Genomic DNA, 14,855 nt, shown 5'->3' with positions numbered 1-14,855 from the left:
TTATTCGGCAGCGATCTTCGCCTGTGCCGCCTGGGCAGCCCGCGCATGGCGGCCGCGCTTGAGGGCGATGGGCGCCATTTTTTCGCGATCCAGCTCACCTTCCCACGCTGCCACCACCAGGGCTGCGACGGCGTTGCCGATGATATTGGTCAGCGAGCGGCATTCGGCCATGAAGCGGTCAACGCCCAGGATCAGCACCATCGCCGCCACCGGCACCGTCGGCACCACCGCCAGGCTGGCGGCCAATGCCACGAAGCCGGCGCCGACCACGGCACCGGCGCCCTTGGAGGTGAGCATGGCCACCGCCAGCAAGGTCAGTTGTTGTTCCAGCGGCAGGGGTGTATTGGTCGCCTGGGCCAGGAACAGCACGGCCAGGGTCATATAGATGTTGGTGCCGTCGAGGTTGAAGGTGTAGCCGGTAGGCACCACGATGCCCACCACGCCTTTGGAGGCACCCAGGCTTTCAAGTTTCTGGATCAGTTGCGGCAGCGCCGATTCCGACGAGCTGGTGCCGAGTACGATCAACAGCTCCGACTTGATATAGCCCATCAGTTTGAAAATGCTGAAGCCTGCGTAACGCGCGATGCCGCCCAGCACCACTGCGACAAAGAAAAACGCGGTGAGGTAGAAGGTGCCGACCAGCTTCAGCAGCGGCAGCAGCGAGCCCACGCCGTACTTGCCGATGGTGAAGGCAATGGCGCCGAAGGCGCCGATCGGGGCGACGCGGCTGATCATGCAGACGATGCGGAAAAACACCTCGCTGGCCTGGTTGATCACTCCAACCAGCGGTCGTGCCTTTTCGCCGACCATCACCAGGCCCAGGCCGAACAAGACGGAAATAAACAGTACCGGCAGGATCTCGCCCTTGGCGAAAGCATCGAAAAACGTGCCCGGGATAACGTTCAGCAGAAAACCGGTGACGCCTTCACCGTGCTGCGCCTGGCCGACGAAACCGGCGATGGCCGAACCGTCCAGGGTCTTCACATCGATGTTGAAGCCCACGCCGGGGTGCAGCAGGTGAGCAGAGAGAATGCCGATCAGCAGGGCAATGCTGGAGACGATTTCAAAGTACAACAGCGCCTTGCCGCCGACCCGACCGACCTGTTTCACATCGTGCATGCTGGTGATGCCGGAGACCACCGTGCAGAAGATGATCGGGCCGATGATCATCTTGATCAGCTTGATAAACCCGTCGCCCAAGGGCTTGAGGTCGATGCCGACTTGCGGCCATTGATGGCCGATCAACACACCCAGTGCAATAGCGATGAGCACCTGCACATACAGGGTTCCCAGCAGTTTTTTGATTGTCATTGTTATTATCTCAATCGTTTTTTGGGCAAGCAGAACCCGTCGCAGGCCATCAGCAGCCTGCGAGGCGGGTCTTTCAGGTCACGGAGCTACAGCGTTCAGAGCTGGTTCAGCGAAGGAAGGTCAGGACTTCGCCGAGCAATAATTCAGGCACTTCTTCGGCAATGTAATGGCCGGCCGGCAGGGCCTTGCCACGCACGTCGGTGGCGACTTTCTGCCATTCCTTGAGCGGCTCGAAACAGCGGCCGACGGTGCCTTCGGCGCCCCACATCACCAGCAAGGGCAGGTTCAGGTGATGGCCGGCGTCGATATCCGCCTGGTCGTGTTCAAGGTCGATGCCGGCGGCGGCACGGTAGTCTTCGCAGATGCCACGCGCAGTGCCCGGCAGTTGCAGGCAACGCAGGTATTCGGCGAGGGCTTCTTCGGTAAACGGTTTGAGGCCCGCGCTGCGGCTGCCGATGACGCTGCGCAGGTAGAGCTCGGGGTTGGACTCGATGAAGGTTTCCGGGAGCGGCGCCGGGCGTATCAGGAAGAACCAATGCCAGTAGGCGCGGGCAAACGCTTCGTTGGTCTGGGCATACATGGCCAGCGTCGGCGCGATATCCAGCAGCACCATGCGCTGCACGGCGTCGGGATGGTCGAGTGCCAGGCGATGCGCGACGCGGGCGCCTCGGTCGTGGGCGAGTACCGAGAACTGCGCGAAGCCCAGCGCCTGCATCAGTTCAACGCCGTCGCGGGCCATTTCGCGTTTTGAGTAGTGTGTGTGCTGGTCATTGGCCGGCGGCTTGCTGCTGTCGCCATAACCGCGCAGGTCGGCAGCCACCACGGTGAAATGCTCGGCCAGTTGCTCGGCAACTTTGTGCCAGATGACGTGGATTTGCGGGTGCCCGTGCAGCAGGAGCAGACCGGGACCTGTACCGCCTTTGCGGTAGCTGATGTCCACGCCATTGACGTGGCACTGGTCTTTTTGGAATCCGGCGAACATGGAATGACTCCTTGTGATGATTGCCTGCATCCTGGAATCACGCGGCGTGCGGGGCAAGGGGGAAAGCGTGGAGGGGTTGTTCATGAAGTGTGTAGGAGCCTCAACCGTTCAAACACTGAGGACTCCTGTGGGAGCTGGCTTGCCTGCGATGCAGACACCTCGGTATGCCTGTCACACCGCGGCGATGCCATCGCAGGCAAGCCAGCTCCCACATTGAGCAAGTCTGCAGGTCAGGAGGGGGGCGTCGGTTCCAGCAACTGGGCGCCCGGCCCGCGCTCGCCGAGCTGGTCATCCTGGTTACGCAGCGGGCACGCCTCCAGCGACAAACACCCACAGCCGATACACCCGCTGAGCTTGTCGCGCAGCAGCAACAATTTGTTGATGCGAGCGTCCAGGTCCTCTCGCCACAGCGCCGACAAGCGTTCCCAGTCTTCAGTGGTGGGCGTGCGCCCATCCGGCAAGGTTTGCAGCGCCTCGCCAATCGTCGCCAGCGGAATGCCCAAACGCTGGGCGATCTTGATGACCACCACCCGGCGCAACACATCCCGTGGGTAGCGCCGTTGGTTGCCGGCATTGCGCTGGCTCTTGATCAGTCCCTTGGACTCATAAAAATGCAGGGCCGTGACCGCCACGCCACTGCGGGCGGCCAACTGGCCGACGGTGAGTGCTTTGTTGAGCATGAAAACTCCGAAACAATGCTTGACCTTGACTTAACTAGAGGTTTTACCCTGCGTGGCATCGAATCGCAAGATTTTGCCTACACCGAAAGGGGAGTGTTCATGCAGGTATCAGAGAAGAATCGCAGCTTCACTCAATTGATCGAATTTCAGATCGAGCCCCGGCAGCAACGCGCGCTGGTGGCGGCCTTGTCCACCCAAAGCGAGCGCCTGGCCCAGGGCCATGGCGGCTTTATCAATGCGAGTGTGCAGGTCAGCGACGACGGCCGGCGGGTGCTCAACTACCTGCAATGGCGCTCGCGCGAGGAGGGCGAGGCAGCCTTCAAATGCTTTGAGCATGGCGAGGAAGATTTCTGGACGCTGATCCGCGCCCACCAGGCCACGGCGGTGACCTTCGACTCGTTCCAGGTACTGCGCAGCTTTGAGCGCAGCCATGACAACGCGTTGCACTGTCGCCTAAATGGATAGGTGCAACATGCGCTCGCCTTGCACGTTTTCACCGGGCCTGCGCTTGTTTACCGCCAGCTCACCGATCCTGATCAGGCGTGTGCGCGTGACGTTGCGGCTCAGGCCCAGCAGGTTGGCGGTGTGCACCTGGTTGTAATGGCTGAAGCGGTACGCGGCGCGCAATAACGCGTCCTCGACCTTCTCATGCAGGGCGCCGGCCTGTTCCTCGAAGAGCTTTTGAAAGGCGCGGGCCAGCAGGGCTTCGGCGCTGTTGTCGGTACCGTGCTGGCTGTCGTCCTGGCGCTCGATGCGCATGTTCGACAAGCGCAAATCATCGCGCTCGATCACGCCGTTGCGGCAGATCAGCAGGGTGTGGTGAATCACGTTCTCCAGCTCGCGAATATTGCCCGGCCAGCTGTAGCTTTTGAGTTTGTGCTCGGCCTCGCGGCTGATGGTGATCGGGCCGTAACCCAGGCGCTGGCTGTAGGCTTCGATGAAGTGCCGGGTCAGCGGCAGGATGTCGCCGGGGCGCTCGCGCAATGGGCTGAGTTCCAGGCTGACCACGTCGAGGCGGTAGTAGAGGTCTTCGCGGAAATGCCCGGCGTTGATGGCCTTTTCCAGTTGCACGTTGGTGGCGGCCAGTACACGCACATCAATAGGAATGCTCTTGCGTGAGCCCAGGCGCACCACTTCGCGCTCCTGCAACACGCGCAGCAACTTGACCTGGATCGCCATCGGCAAGTCGCCGATCTCATCGAGGAACAAAGTGCCGCCGTCGGCCTCCTCGAACCAGCCGGCCTTGGCGCTGAGGGCGCCGGTAAACGCGCCTTTTTCATGGCCGAACAATTCGGCTTCCACCAGCGACTCGGAGAATGCGCCACAGTTGACCGCCACGAATGGCCGGTTGCGGCGCGCGCTCAGGTTATGGATGTGGCGTGCCACCAGCTCTTTACCGGTGCCGGTCTCGCCGATGATCAGCACGCTCGCTTCGCTGGGTGCCACTTGCTGGATGTGGTCGAGCAGCGCCTGGGATTTGGGGTCTTCGAAGACCTGGGCCGTGGCGCGGATCGAGGTCGCAAGGGCGGGCGAGGGCGGTAAGGTTAAAAGCTGCATGGGCACCTCTCTTAGGAATAGAACGTGGGAATCGGCAGGGACTGGTTCAACGCCCAGTCCCCCAGCTCGTGAAGTTTGTAGTCCACCGGGTCGTGCAAGGTTTGTGTGCGCAGGTTGCGCCAGTGGCGGTCCAGGCGCAGTGAGGCGTGGGTGGAGCGCGCGCCGGTGACTTCAAACAGGCGGCTGCACAGCTCCAGGCCCTGGCGGGTGGCGGCAACCTTGGCGGTGGCAATCGCGATGGCCAGTTGGCCGCGTTCGTGCTCGCTGAGCTTGGCGCCTTTGGCCCAGGCCTGGTTGAGCAGATCGGTGGCGCGCTCGACCAGCAGGCGCACGCCTTCCAGCGCCACCCAGAACTCGCCGTAGTGGTGCAGCACGTAAGGGTCCTGGCGCACGTCGTCGGCCGAGGATTTGTGCCACGAACGGGTTTCGGTCAGGGTGTAATTGCGCGCTTCTTCAAACGCGCCTTCGGCAATCCCGAGAAACATGTGCGTGAACGTCAGTTGCGCGATCAGCGGGCGCAGGCAGGCGAAGGGCGTGCTCAGTGGGCCTGGATCGAGGAGCAGTTCCGATTCTTCAACACGCACCCGTTCAAAGCTGGCGCTGCCGCTGTCGGTCTGGCGCTGGCCGATGTTGTTCCAGTCATTGTGCAAGGTGATGCCGCTGCGCCCGCTGGGGATGGCCGCGATCAACAGTTTGCCGCCGGCACTTTCATCCACCGCCGAGGCGATGAGCATTTCCGAGTCGCTGGCGCCGGAGCAGAAGCTTTTTTTACCCGAGAATTCGCGCCAGCCGCCGAAATCCTTGACCACCGTGCGGGTGTCCAGCGGGTTGAGGGCATTGCCCCAGAACCAGTTTTTGCGCGCGGTCTGTTCGAACCAGGGTTGCCATTGGTCCGGGCGTGCAAACAGGCGCACGGTGGCGAGCATCAGGTGGTGGAAGCCAAAGACATGGGCGATGGAGCTGTCGACCTTGGCGAATTCGCGCACGATGCCCAGGGTTTCGCTCCAGCGCGCGCCGAGGCCGCCGTACTGCGTGGGTATGCTCAGGGCCAGCAGGCCGCTGTGGCGCAGGGCGTCACGTTCGGCTTTCGGGGTGCCGCCACGCTCGTCGCGCTCGACGGCCGTGAGGGCGAATTCGGCGGCCAGCAGTTTGGCGGTTTGCAGCGGCGATGGCAGGACGCTGTGGGGGTTGGCTGTCACGGGGTTTCCTCAATTGGCTCAGAAGCCGTGCGCTGTAGGTCTGGCAATGCAGCTCAAGTGTGGGCGCTGGCTTGTCGAGTCGTCGCACCGCTGCGATGGCATCAACCGGGGTTCACTGAAACACCGATTCGCCTGTATCGCGGGCAAGCCCGGCTCCCACAGAAAAGCAGTTGCCCTATCAGGCCGATTTCAGCGTGCTCAGGCCTTTGTTTTGGGCAGCACATCATTGGCAATCATTTCGCCAAAAGGGCCGGTGAGGTTGGTGATGCCGCGCCCGGCGAGGCTGGCGTAGGGTTCCGGCAACAGCGGGAACACCAGCTCAGCAAAACGGTAGGCCTCTTCCAGGTGCGGGTAGCCGGAGAAAATGAAGCTCTCGATGCCCAGGTCGGCGTATTCCTTGATGCGCTCGGCCACCTGCTGCGGGTTACCGACCAGTGCCGTACCGGCACCGCCTCGGACCAGGCCGACGCCGGCCCACAGGTTGGGGGCGATTTCCAGGTTGTCGCGGCGCCCATCGTGCAAGGCGGCCATGCGGCGCTGCCCTTCGGAGTCAAAGCGCGAGAAAGATTTTTGCGCGGCGGCGATGGTTTCGTCGCTGATGTGCTCGATCAGTTTGTCGGCGGCTTTCCAGGCGTCTTCTTCGGTTTCGCGCACGATCACGTGCAGGCGAATGCCGAACTTCACGGTGCGCCCGTGGCGTGCGGCGCGTTCACGCACATCCGCGAGTTTTTCCGCGACGGCGGCAGGCGGCTCGCCCCAGGTCAGGTACACGTCCACCTGTTCGGCGGCCAGGTCGTGGGCCGCGTCTGAAGAACCGCCGAAGTACAGTGGCGGATAGGGCTTCTGCACCGGTGGGTAAAGGGCCTTGGCATTCTGTACGCGCAGGTGTTTGCCTTCGAAATCCACCGATTCGCCCTGCAACACACGGCGCCAGATCTGCAGGAATTCGTCGGAGACTTCGTAGCGTTCGCTGTGGTCAAGGAAACTGCCGTCGCCGCGGTTTTCGTCGGGGTCGCCGCCAGTCACCACATTGATCAGCAAGCGGCCGTTGGACAGCCGATCCAGCGTGGCGGCCATGCGCGCCGAGACGGTGGGCGAGATGATGCCCGGACGAATTGCCACCAGATACCGCAGGCGTTCGGTCAACGGCACCAGCGCCGAGGCGATGACCCAGGAGTCTTCGCACGAACGGCCGGTAGGAATCAGCACGCCGTAGTAGCCCAGGTTGTCAGCCGCTTGCGCCACTTGTTTCAAATAATTGAGGGTGACCGGGCGTGCACCTTGGGTGGTGCCCAGGTAGTGACCGTCGCCATGCGTCGGCAGAAACCAGAAAACATCCATGACAAATCCTTAAGCGATTTTCAGCAGAGAGGGGGAGTGCGCGGCAAACAAAGGTGCTGCGCGTTCTGCGGCAAGGCGTATGCGGCCCTTCAAGGGCTCGCTGGTTATCTGGTAGTCGGTGAAGTCGGCTTCGGTGGCATACACACCGATCGGCAAAGTCAGTGCCTGGAAGAAGCTGAACAGCGGGCGCAACTGATGATCGAGCACCAGCGCGTGGCGTTCGCTGCCGCCGGTGGCAGCGAGCAATACCGGCGTGTTGATCAGCGAGTTGAGGCCGACCAGATCGAACAAGTGCTTGAGCAGGCCGGGGTAGGAGCCGCGGTACACCGGTGCGGCGACGATCAGCAGGTCGGCCTGTTCGATGGCCAACAGTTGCGATTCAACCTCGCCCGGCAGTTCGTCACGCGACAAGGCGCCGCCCAATGGCCGGGCGATGTCGCCCAGTTCGATCAGCGTGGTCTGGATCGGCAGCAACGTCGCCAGCTCGGCCAACACGGCCTGGGTCAGCACCAGGGTGCGCGAGGGGCGCCAGGTTCCGCCGGAGAGGGCAACGACATTCAGGGGACGGGTCATGAACAGTTCCTTTATCAACAGGGGTACATAGCGGGTGCAGTGGAGCGTGTTGAGCAAGAGCTGTACCAACGGCTGGAAGCCTTGATTGGCGCGGGCTTCAGGCTTACTGCTGAACAGTGAAGCTGTTGGCTGACTGGTGTTTTGTTGAATGACTGTTGCTGGTGCAACAGTTGCGTGGCGAACAGTGTTGATTCGATATGGGGCTATTTATAGAGAGTTACGTTTATTCCGTAAATGAACGTATTTCCATATTTATAGATCTTAAATGAATATGCATGGCTGGCTATCGCAGGTGTCTGAACGGTTGATAGCGACTATCACGGCGGGTGATTTTTCACCGTGCAGGGGCGGGAGTAGCCTGTGTTCATTGACTCGAAACCTCCTTCGCAGGGCCTCCACCATGAACCATTTTCTGGCTGTTTCCTTACTCGTTGTCAGCGCCGTCCTTGCTGGCTGTGCGACTCATCCATCACCTGAATCACGCCCTTACACGGCTGAAGAAACCAAGCAATTGGCCCTGGAAGCGCTGAGCCGTCGCGGCTTGTCGTTTGATGAATACCAACAGCAGCGCGCCGCACTGACCGCCCAGCCACAGAAGCCGTTCGGCTTTGATCACCAAGGCGAAATGAACGCCGAACGCAGCGTGGTCCTGCATGGTCGTCCCAGTTGAGCCGGCGCTCAGCAGCAAAAAGCCCGAGGATTCTCCTAAGGAACCTCGGGCTTTTTGTTTGCCATTGGGCTACTTCAGCCTGTTAAGCTGAATTTCAGGAGCGTTCCTACGCACATTTGCATAAAGTTGTTCTTCTTTAATGGCATTCGATCGGTTAAACCTGACGACCTCTGTTCCGGTTGATGCCCCTGAGACGTTGCTCTCGGGAACACGCTCTGCGAGTCTTAAACGTCATGAATAAACGTCCGTTGTATTTCGACTACGCCGCCACCACGCCGGTGGATGAGCGGGTCATCCAGGTGATGGTCGAGTGTCTGGGCTTCAATGCCAATTTCGGTAACCCTGCGTCCAGTTCCCATGCGTACGGCCAGGCGGCCCGGCAAACGGTTGAACAGGCGCGGCGCCAGGTCGCCGAGCTGGTAGGTGCCAGCCCTGAGCAGATCGTCTGGACCTCCGGTGCGACTGAATCCAACAACCTCGCGATCAAAGGCGTGGCCCAGGCGCGCGGCGTCGCGGGCGGGCACATCATTACCAGCCAGATCGAACACAAGGCCACACTGGACACCGCGCGGCAGCTGCAGGAAGCCGGGGTGGCCGTCACTTATCTGGTGCCGGACGCCGACGGGCTGATCAGCGCCACCGCGGTGAGTGAAGCGTTACGTGACGACACCTTTCTGGTGTCGCTGATGCTGGTCAATAACGAATTGGGCACCTTGAACGACATCCCTGCCATCGGCGCACGGGTGCGTGAGCACGGCGCGCTGTTGCATGTGGATGCCGCGCAAGGTGCCGGCAAAGTCGCGATCGACCTGGCTGAATGGCCGGTGGATTTGATGTCGTTTTCTGCGCACAAGCTGTACGGCCCCAAGGGCATCGGCGCGTTGTATGTGGGCCCGCGAGCGCAGCAAAAGGTGTTGGCGCAGATTCACGGCGGTGGTCACGAAGGCGGCCTGCGCTCCGGCACCCTGGCGACACATCAGATTGCGGGCATGGGCACCGCGTTTGCCTTGGCGGCGCAATCCTTTGCCGAGGAAAAGGCCAGCATCGTCGCCTTGCGTCAGCGCCTGCTCGACCAGTTGGAAACAGTGGCGGGCGTGCGCCTCAACGGCAGCGCCACGCAGCGCATTCCCCATACGCTCAGCCTGACGTTCAGTGAAGGTGAGTTCAATTCCGCCGCACTCAGTGCCGGCATGGCGTTCTCGGCGACCTCGGCGTGTAATTCCGCGAGCAACGCGCCGTCCCACGTGCTTCTGGCCCTGGGCCATGACGCGCGCAGCGCTGGTCGTACCATTCGCCTGAGCCTGGGCCGGTTTACCACCGAACAGGACATCGATCAGGCCGTGCAGTTGATCAAAGCCGCACTCGCCAGTGCCCCGGCGTTCTGGGCGGTCTGATTTTTCATTCGCAACACATAACAATTATTAGTGGTTAGCAGGAGACACAATGAGTACGCAGCCTTTGACCCATGGAACGGTTCCCCAGCGCCTGGCGCACACCCGTGAACTGATGCGCCGCGAGGGCATCCACGCCCTGTTGGTACCGTCGGCCGACCCGCACTTGTCCGAGTACTTGCCGGGCTACTGGCAGGGGCGGCAATGGCTGTCGGGGTTTCATGGTTCGGTGGGCACGCTGATTGTCACTGCTGATTTCGCCGGTGTCTGGGCCGATAGCCGTTACTGGGAACAGGCGACCAAGGAACTCAAGGGCAGCGGTATCGAGCTGGTGAAGTTGCAGCCCGGCCAACCCGGCCCGCTGGAATGGCTGGCCGAGCAAACCCCCGAAGGTGGTGTGGTGGCGGTGGATGGCGCGGTCATGGCCGTGGCCTCGGCGCGTACCCTGGGCGGCAAGCTGACAGAGCGCGGCGCGCGCCTGCGTACCGATATCGATGTGCTCAACGAAGTCTGGCAGGACCGCCCGGCATTGCCGAACCAGCCGATCTATCAACACCTGCCGCCGCAGGCGACAGTCAGCCGTGGCGAGAAGCTCGCCGCGCTGCGTGCCAGCCTGAAAGAGAAGGGTGCCGACTGGCACTTCATCGCCACCCTGGATGACATCGCCTGGCTGTTCAACCTGCGTGGCGGCGATGTGTCGTTCAACCCGGTGTTTGTGTCGTTTGCCTTGATCAATCAGCAGCAGGCCACCTTGTTTGTGGCGCTGAGCAAGGTCGATGCCGAGTTACGCGCGGTGCTGGAGCACGAGGGTGTGACCCTGCGCGACTACAACGAAGTGGCGGATGCACTGCGCGCTGTGCCGTCGGGCGCGAGCTTGCATGTTGACCCGGCGCGGGTGACGGCCGGTTTGCTGGAAAACCTCGATGCCGGCGTCAGGCTGGTCGAAGGGCTGAACCCGACCACTCTGGCCAAGTCGCGCAAGAGCCTGGCGGACGCCGAGCATATCCGCCAAGCCATGGAGCAGGACGGCGCGGCGTTGTGCGAATTCTTCGCCTGGCTGGACAGTGCGCTGGGCCGTGAGCGCATTACCGAACTGACTATTGATGAACACCTGACGGCGGCGCGTACCCGTCGCCCCGGTTATGTGTCGTTGAGTTTCAACACCATCGCGGCCTTCAACGCCAATGGCGCGATGCCGCACTACCACGCCACTGAAGAAGAACACGCGCTGATCGAGGGCGATGGCTTGCTGCTGATCGATTCGGGCGGCCAGTACCTGGGCGGCACCACGGACATCACGCGGATGGTGCCGATCGGCACGCCGAGCGAAGAGCAGAAGCGTGACTGCACGCGGGTGCTCAAGGGCGTGATTGCCTTGTCGCGTGCGCAGTTTCCCAAGGGCATTCTGTCGCCGCTGCTGGACGCCATTGCGCGTGCGCCGATCTGGGCCGAAGGCGTGGACTACGGCCACGGCACGGGTCACGGTGTAGGCTATTTCCTGAATGTGCATGAGGGCCCGCAAGTGATTGCCTACCAGGCCGCCACTGCACCGCAAACGGCGATGCAGCCGGGGATGATTACCTCGATTGAGCCGGGCACTTATCGCCCAGGCCGTTGGGGCGTGCGCATCGAGAACCTGGTGTTGAACCGTGAAGCGGGCGAGACCGAGTTCGGTGAGTTTCTCAAGTTCGAAACCCTGACCCTGTGCCCGATCGACACCCGTTGCCTGGTGCCGTCGCTGCTGACGGCGGACGAGCGCGAGTGGTTCAACGCCTACCACACCGAGGTGCGCGAGCGGCTTAGCCCGCTGCTCAGCGGCGCTGCGCTGGAATGGTTGCAGGTGCGTACAGCGGCTATTTGATCGGTTGCAGTTCGGGCGCCTGGGCCAGGGCGTCGGCCATATAGTCGACGAACGCCTTGACCCGGGCCGACTGGCGGCGATTGGGCGCCGAGACCGCGTAGATGGGCAGTGACGGCGGGGTGTAGTCCTGCAACACCGATACTGGCCGACGCGGCCAGGTTGATCGATGCGGGCAAGCTCAAGCCGATCATGGACCCGCATCAATTCGACCTGCTGACGGCAAATGCCGCTTACAATTTGCTCGCAAGCGGCGCTCGGGGGCGATTGGTGATAGCGATTAGCTGAGGGCTTCGCGCACAAATTCCAGACGGTCCTGACCGAAGAACAGCTGGTTGCCTACAAACATGCTGGGCGCACCAAACACGCCGCGCTGAACGGCCTGTTCCGTGTTGTCCTTGAGGGCGGCTTTCACGCTTTCATCATTGGCCAGGGCCAGCACTTCTTCCGGATTGAAACCGGCTTCGGTCAACACCGCGGCCACGACAGCGGGGTCGCCCATATTCCGACCTTCGACCCAGAGGGCGTGGAACAGGCAGTCGATGAAGCCTTGGAAGCGCTCGGGTTGGTGACGCTGCATGCCGGTCACTGCGCGCATCAGCATCAGGGTATTGATGGGGAAGTGCGGGTTGAACTTGAGCGTCACGTTGTAGCGTTGGGCATACCGCGCCAGGTCATTAAACATGTACCGGCCCTTGGCCGGGACGCTGATGGGGGATGCATTGCCGGTGGCTTTGAACACGCCTCCGAGCAACATCGGCTGGTACACCAGGGTCGCGCCAGTTGCGGCGCACAGGGCAGGCAGTTGAGTGTAGGCCAGGTACGTGGCGGGACTGCCGAGGTCAAAGAAGAATTCCAGGGTTTTACTCATGGTCGATGCTCGCTGCTTATTGTTGTGGAGGCGTGCTTACCAGGGTTCATTCCAGGGGCGCAGGTCCAGTTCGAAGGTCCAGGCGTCGCGTGGCTGGCTGTGCAGGTACCAATAGTTGTCGGCGATGTGTTCGGGGTTGAGGATGCCGTCCTGATCCTTCAGGGCGTATTTTTGCGGGAAGTTGTCGCGAATGAAGTCGGTGTCGATGGCGCCGTCGACCACTACGTGGGCCACATGGATGTTCCTGGGGCCCAGCTCTCGCGCCATGCTTTGTGCGAGTGCGCGGATGCCATGCTTGGCGCCGGCAAACGCAGCGAAACCCGCAGCGCCGCGCAAGCCTGCGGTAGCGCCGGTGAACAGGATGGTCCCGCGGTTGCGGGTGACCATGCGCTTGGCCACTTCACGCGCATTCAGGAAGCCGGAGAAGCAGGCCATCTCCCAGATCTTGAAGTACTTGCGCGCGGTTTCTTCAAGGATGCTGCAAGGCACGTTGGCGCCGATATTGAAGACGAACGCTTCGATCGGGCCCAACTCGCTTTCGATCTGTTCGATCAGCGCGATGACCTCGTCTTCCTTGCGTGCATCGCAGGCAAAGCCGTGGGCTTGGCCACCGGCCGCCTGGATGCTGTCGACCAAGGGCTGCAGTTTGTCTGCGCTGCGGCGGGTGACGCAGGCCACGTAGCCTTCGCGCGCGAAGCGCTTGGCAATGGCGCCGCCGGTGGCATCACCGGCACCCACTACCAATACGATTTTGTTGTTTTCTGTCATGGGAACTCCGTTGCTCGATAGTCGAGCAGGAGTGTAGCCGCAGCGTCGCAAAGGGCCGGGTCGAGATCAGGTTTTCAGAAAAGAGGAGCAGTCGGATGAAGACTGCTCGGGTGCTCACTTACAGATGACGATCATGCTGCGACTGGTGTAGCCGGCAGGGTTGAGGCCGAAGGGGTAGTCTCCAGGCTCCTCGGAGTTGTCACCGGACTTGGCGATAACCCGGTAGCCCTTGGCTCCGCATGAATTGGCTGCGCTGGTGTAGCACTGGTCCCAGGAGGAGGACAGCCCCGAACAGTTGATATGCAGCCCTTTTTTGCCCCGTTTCACTTCTGTCTTGGTGGTCGCAGCACAGCCCGCAATGCCCACGACCATGAACAGTATCAATATTCTTTTCATCACTATCCTTAATAGCCGCTTCGCAAAAAGGCTCGATGCAGGCTTCACTCGCTCTCGATTGTAGCGTTCAGCTGTCCTTGTCGAAATTCTCCATGAAAGACATTCATTTACGGCCTAAACATGGCCTAAATAAGCGGCAAATACCAGAGCTACCTTAGATAGCGGTCAATCGGCCGGCACCAGCGGTTTGGATTCATTGCGCATCGTCAGCGTAGCGCCTACAGAGGCCAGGATAATGCAGGTGATGGCCAGCCACTGTGCCAGCGACAAGTGCTCTTGCAGGAAGAACAGCCCGGAAAGCGCGCCGAATGCAGGCTCGATGCTCATCAGGGTGCCGAAGGTGCGGGCAGGAAGGCGGGTGAGTGCGACCATTTCCAGGGTATAGGGCAGGGCCGTGGACAAGATGGCGACAGCCAGGGCGACGGGGATCAGTGCTGGGGTCAGCAGCGCGGCGCCTGCGTGGACGATGCCAATCGGCGCGACAAATAAGGCAGCAATCATTACGCCGAGTGCTGCGGTCTGGACGCCATTGTCGTTGCCGGCCTTTTGGCCGAACAGAATATAGAGCGCCCAGCAGACACCCGCGCCGAGGGCATAGGCTGCGCCCGTCAGATCGATACCGCTGCTGGCTTCGCCTATGGGTATGAGCAGTAGAAGGCCGGCGATCGCGAGGCCGATCCATAGAAAGTCCACCGCCCGGCGCGAAGCGTAGATCGCAACGGCGAGCGGGCCTGTGAATTCCAGCGCTACAGCGATGCCCAGGGGCACTGTGCGCAAGGACATATAGAAGAGGAAATTCATGCCACCCAGCGCCATGCCATAAATGACAACGGTACGCAGGGACTTGGCCGTGAGCTTGGCGCGCCATGGGCGTAATAGAAGCAGCATGATCACACTGGCAAATATCAGCCGCAGGGTGGTCGTGCCCTGGGCGCCGACAATGGGAAACATGCTTTTGGCCAGCGAGGCGCCGGACTGGATGGACGCCATGGCTATTAATAGCAGGCCGACCGGGAACAACGCCGATGCCAGGCTGCGGGGTGGGGTGGTCATTGGGGGTGTTTGTCCAAAGTCGTGGTGGAGAGGCAGGGGGCATATGATGCTCAACTGGTGAGCTTTGAGCAATATATTGCTCAGTTGCTGGATTTTGGCCCTCTATATAGAAGGTGTCGTTAGGTTTTCGGGCAGTTTGATAGAAAATCCAAATTAAGGGTTGACGGCAGATTCTGGAAGTCTATAATTCGCCCCACTTCCGGCG

The 14,855-nt window shown here is 61.4% G+C and carries 15 protein-coding genes and 1 pseudogene; 4 read left to right on the top strand and 12 right to left on the bottom strand.

Going from position 1 to position 14,855, the window contains the following annotated elements; all coding sequences use genetic code 11:
* From FPT15_RS27530 to soxR, 3 genes are all read right to left on the bottom strand, one after another.
* Window positions 1–1,311: a dicarboxylate/amino acid:cation symporter gene (locus tag FPT15_RS27530; protein WP_145165936.1), complete on the bottom strand. Its 1,311-nt coding sequence runs from the start codon at window positions 1,309–1,311 to the stop codon at window positions 1–3.
* A 106-nt stretch (window positions 1,312–1,417) separates the two neighbouring features.
* Window positions 1,418–2,293, bottom strand: coding sequence for an alpha/beta fold hydrolase (locus tag FPT15_RS27525; RefSeq protein WP_145165935.1), 876 nt, complete (start codon window positions 2,291–2,293; stop codon window positions 1,418–1,420).
* A gap of 230 nt (window positions 2,294–2,523) precedes the next feature.
* Window positions 2,524–2,973 (bottom strand): redox-sensitive transcriptional activator SoxR, encoded by a 450-nt coding sequence (gene soxR, locus FPT15_RS27515; protein WP_145165933.1) that lies wholly within the window; start codon window positions 2,971–2,973, stop codon window positions 2,524–2,526.
* A gap of 99 nt (window positions 2,974–3,072) precedes the next feature.
* Here soxR and FPT15_RS27510 point away from each other — a divergent pair, with 99 nt between their 5' ends.
* Window positions 3,073–3,438 carry an antibiotic biosynthesis monooxygenase gene (locus tag FPT15_RS27510; protein ID WP_145165932.1) on the top strand — a complete coding sequence of 122 codons (366 nt, stop codon included), beginning with the start codon at window positions 3,073–3,075 and terminating at the stop codon, window positions 3,436–3,438.
* Here the strand turns inward: FPT15_RS27510 and FPT15_RS27505 are convergent.
* From FPT15_RS27505 to msuE, 4 genes are all read right to left on the bottom strand, one after another.
* Window positions 3,427–4,530 carry a sigma-54-dependent Fis family transcriptional regulator gene (locus tag FPT15_RS27505; protein WP_145165931.1) on the bottom strand — a complete coding sequence of 368 codons (1,104 nt, stop codon included), beginning with the start codon at window positions 4,528–4,530 and terminating at the stop codon, window positions 3,427–3,429. The genes FPT15_RS27510 and FPT15_RS27505 overlap by 12 nt on opposite strands.
* Before the next feature lie 11 nt (window positions 4,531–4,541).
* Window positions 4,542–5,729 carry an acyl-CoA dehydrogenase family protein gene (locus tag FPT15_RS27500; protein ID WP_145165930.1) on the bottom strand — a complete coding sequence of 396 codons (1,188 nt, stop codon included), beginning with the start codon at window positions 5,727–5,729 and terminating at the stop codon, window positions 4,542–4,544.
* 198 nt (window positions 5,730–5,927) lie between these two features.
* On the bottom strand, window positions 5,928–7,070 hold the full coding sequence (gene ssuD, locus FPT15_RS27495) for an FMNH2-dependent alkanesulfonate monooxygenase (protein WP_119735593.1): 1,143 nt from the start codon (window positions 7,068–7,070) through the stop codon (window positions 5,928–5,930).
* Between the two features lie 9 nt (window positions 7,071–7,079).
* Window positions 7,080–7,643 carry an FMN reductase gene (gene msuE / locus FPT15_RS27490; RefSeq protein WP_145165929.1) on the bottom strand — a complete coding sequence of 188 codons (564 nt, stop codon included), beginning with the start codon at window positions 7,641–7,643 and terminating at the stop codon, window positions 7,080–7,082.
* Between the two features lie 400 nt (window positions 7,644–8,043).
* On the opposite strand from msuE, the gene FPT15_RS27485 reads away from it, so the two are divergent.
* From FPT15_RS27485 to FPT15_RS27475, 3 genes are all read left to right on the top strand, one after another.
* A complete protein-coding gene (locus tag FPT15_RS27485; RefSeq protein ID WP_145165928.1) occupies window positions 8,044–8,313 on the top strand; it encodes a hypothetical protein in 270 nt (89 codons plus the stop codon).
* A gap of 233 nt (window positions 8,314–8,546) precedes the next feature.
* Window positions 8,547–9,707 carry a cysteine desulfurase family protein gene (locus tag FPT15_RS27480; protein ID WP_145165927.1) on the top strand — a complete coding sequence of 387 codons (1,161 nt, stop codon included), beginning with the start codon at window positions 8,547–8,549 and terminating at the stop codon, window positions 9,705–9,707.
* A 49-nt stretch (window positions 9,708–9,756) separates the two neighbouring features.
* Window positions 9,757–11,565 carry an aminopeptidase P family protein gene (locus FPT15_RS27475; protein ID WP_145165926.1) on the top strand — a complete coding sequence of 603 codons (1,809 nt, stop codon included), beginning with the start codon at window positions 9,757–9,759 and terminating at the stop codon, window positions 11,563–11,565.
* Here the strand turns inward: FPT15_RS27475 and FPT15_RS27470 are convergent.
* The 5 genes and pseudogenes from FPT15_RS27470 to rhtA form a co-directional block, all read right to left on the bottom strand.
* A pseudogene (locus FPT15_RS27470) lies at window positions 11,558–11,713 on the bottom strand (LysR family transcriptional regulator); the annotation flags it as partial. The gene FPT15_RS27475 and the pseudogene FPT15_RS27470 overlap by 8 nt on opposite strands.
* A gap of 129 nt (window positions 11,714–11,842) precedes the next feature.
* The gene (locus tag FPT15_RS27460) at window positions 11,843–12,433 is read right to left on the bottom strand and encodes a 2-hydroxychromene-2-carboxylate isomerase (RefSeq protein ID WP_145165925.1); all 591 of its coding nucleotides are present in this window, start codon (window positions 12,431–12,433) and stop codon (window positions 11,843–11,845) included.
* A gap of 36 nt (window positions 12,434–12,469) precedes the next feature.
* Entirely contained in the window at window positions 12,470–13,201 is a 732-nt protein-coding gene (locus FPT15_RS27455) for an SDR family oxidoreductase (protein ID WP_145165924.1), read from the bottom strand.
* Window positions 13,202–13,315: 114 nt separating this feature from the next.
* The gene (locus tag FPT15_RS27450) at window positions 13,316–13,597 is read right to left on the bottom strand and encodes a hypothetical protein (RefSeq protein ID WP_145165923.1); all 282 of its coding nucleotides are present in this window, start codon (window positions 13,595–13,597) and stop codon (window positions 13,316–13,318) included.
* Window positions 13,598–13,762: 165 nt separating this feature from the next.
* Window positions 13,763–14,650, bottom strand: coding sequence for a threonine/homoserine exporter RhtA (gene rhtA, locus FPT15_RS27445; protein ID WP_145165922.1), 888 nt, complete (start codon window positions 14,648–14,650; stop codon window positions 13,763–13,765).
* Between the last annotated feature and the right edge of the window lie 205 nt (window positions 14,651–14,855).

Source organism: Pseudomonas sp. RGB (assembly GCF_007713445.1).
Lineage (GTDB): Bacteria > Pseudomonadota > Gammaproteobacteria > Pseudomonadales > Pseudomonadaceae > Aquipseudomonas.
Note: the sequence above shows the minus strand (reverse complement) of the source record. Positions and strands in the feature narration are given on the sequence as shown.